Origin of the sequence: Xanthomonas sp. SHU 308, assembly GCF_000364645.1 — a bacterium.
GTDB lineage: Bacteria > Pseudomonadota > Gammaproteobacteria > Xanthomonadales > Xanthomonadaceae > Xanthomonas_A > Xanthomonas_A sontii.
Genome location: NZ_AQOK01000338.1, coordinates 1 through 1,217 on the forward strand (window position 1 = coordinate 1; position 1,217 = coordinate 1,217).

Sequence of the window (1,217 nt, forward strand, 5' to 3'; positions counted from 1 at the left end):
GCCGGCCTGCACCAGCACCACCGACGGCCCCAGCGGCAACGCCGGCCCGAGCAGGCGCAGCGCGGTCGGCGCCGGGTACACCGCCGGCAGCGTCGCCGGCGCCGCCGCCAGCGCGGGTGCGGTCGCCCCGGCCAGCAGCGCGAACGCCAGGATGTGGCGGCCAAGGCCGCAACGGCCAATACGCTCGGTTCGCATGCGCCTACCCTCGACTGGTATTTCAGTGATTTTGAAATGGTATATACCACTTCCGCCGGCGCGTCGACGCGCGGTGGCGATGGCGCTGCAATGTGGCCGTCCCATGCTGCAGCGACACTTGCATGGCCCGCACAAGATGCGACATAACCGCAGGCAGTGGCGCGGCCCGTTGGCCGCCCGCCATGCCTGCGCTGACGCGACGCAGACCGGCGAAAAATCAAACATTTGTTTAAAACGCCCGCAACTTCGCCGAACTGGACAGCAATGCCGGCTTCGCGCAGACTGCCGCCCTTTCCGCTGCTTTGTTCCCGATGGCGCGACTGCTGCTGCTGCATGGCCCCAACCTCAACCTGCTCGGCACCCGCGAGCCGGGCGTGTACGGCCATGCCACCCTGGCGCAGATCGATGCCGCGCTGCTGGCCCAGGCCAGCGCCGCCGGCCACACGCTGGAGAGCCTGCAGTCCAACGCCGAGCACGTGCTGGTGGACAGGGTGCAGGCCGCGCGCGGCGACGGCACCGCCTTCATCCTGATCAACCCGGCGGCCTTCACCCATACCTCGGTGGCGCTGCGCGACGCGCTGGCGGCGGTGGCGATCCCGTTCATCGAGATCCACCTGTCCAACCCGCACAGCCGCGAGCCGTTCCGCCACCACAGCTACTTCAGCGACCACGCGGTCGGCGTGGTCTGCGGCTTCGGCGCCGACAGCTACCGCTATGCGATGGACGCGGCGCTGACCCGGCTGGGAGCGGCCGCGTGAGCCGCGCCCACACCCGACCGGCACCGCACACCCCCGTCTGAGTCCCCGGGCCGCGCGCCCGGTCTTTTTCAAAGTCACCTCACGAGGCCGTTATGGATCTCCGCAAAATCAAGAAACTGATCGACCTGCTGGAAGAATCGAATCTCGCCGAGATCGAGATCAAGGAAGGCGAGGAAAGCGTGCGCCTGGCGCGCACCCCCAAGGGCATGACCGCCAGCGCGCCGCAGTACGTGGCCGCCGCCCCGGCGGCCGCGCCGGCCGCCG

2 protein-coding genes and 1 pseudogene are annotated in these 1,217 nt (G+C 69.4%); 2 read left to right on the top strand and 1 reads right to left on the bottom strand.

Going from position 1 to position 1,217, the window contains the following annotated elements:
- The coding region (locus tag D588_RS24615) for a hypothetical protein (RefSeq protein ID WP_043084584.1) at positions 1 to 195 on the bottom strand (195 nt) is incomplete at its 3' end.
- A 311-nt stretch (positions 196 to 506) separates the two neighbouring features.
- On the opposite strand from D588_RS24615, the gene aroQ reads away from it, so the two are divergent.
- Both aroQ and D588_RS24620 read left to right on the top strand, forming a co-directional pair.
- Positions 507 to 953, top strand: coding sequence for a type II 3-dehydroquinate dehydratase (aroQ, locus tag D588_RS0111925; protein WP_017914420.1), 447 nt, complete (start codon positions 507 to 509; stop codon positions 951 to 953).
- A gap of 92 nt (positions 954 to 1,045) precedes the next feature.
- A pseudogene (locus tag D588_RS24620) lies at positions 1,046 to 1,217 on the top strand (acetyl-CoA carboxylase biotin carboxyl carrier protein); the annotation flags it as partial.

Bases quoted from the DNA above. Each gene is read 5' to 3' on its own strand.
- aroQ (WP_017914420.1), top strand. From the start codon at position 507: ATGGCGCGACTGCTGCTGCTGCATGGCCCCAACCTCAACCTGCTCGGC.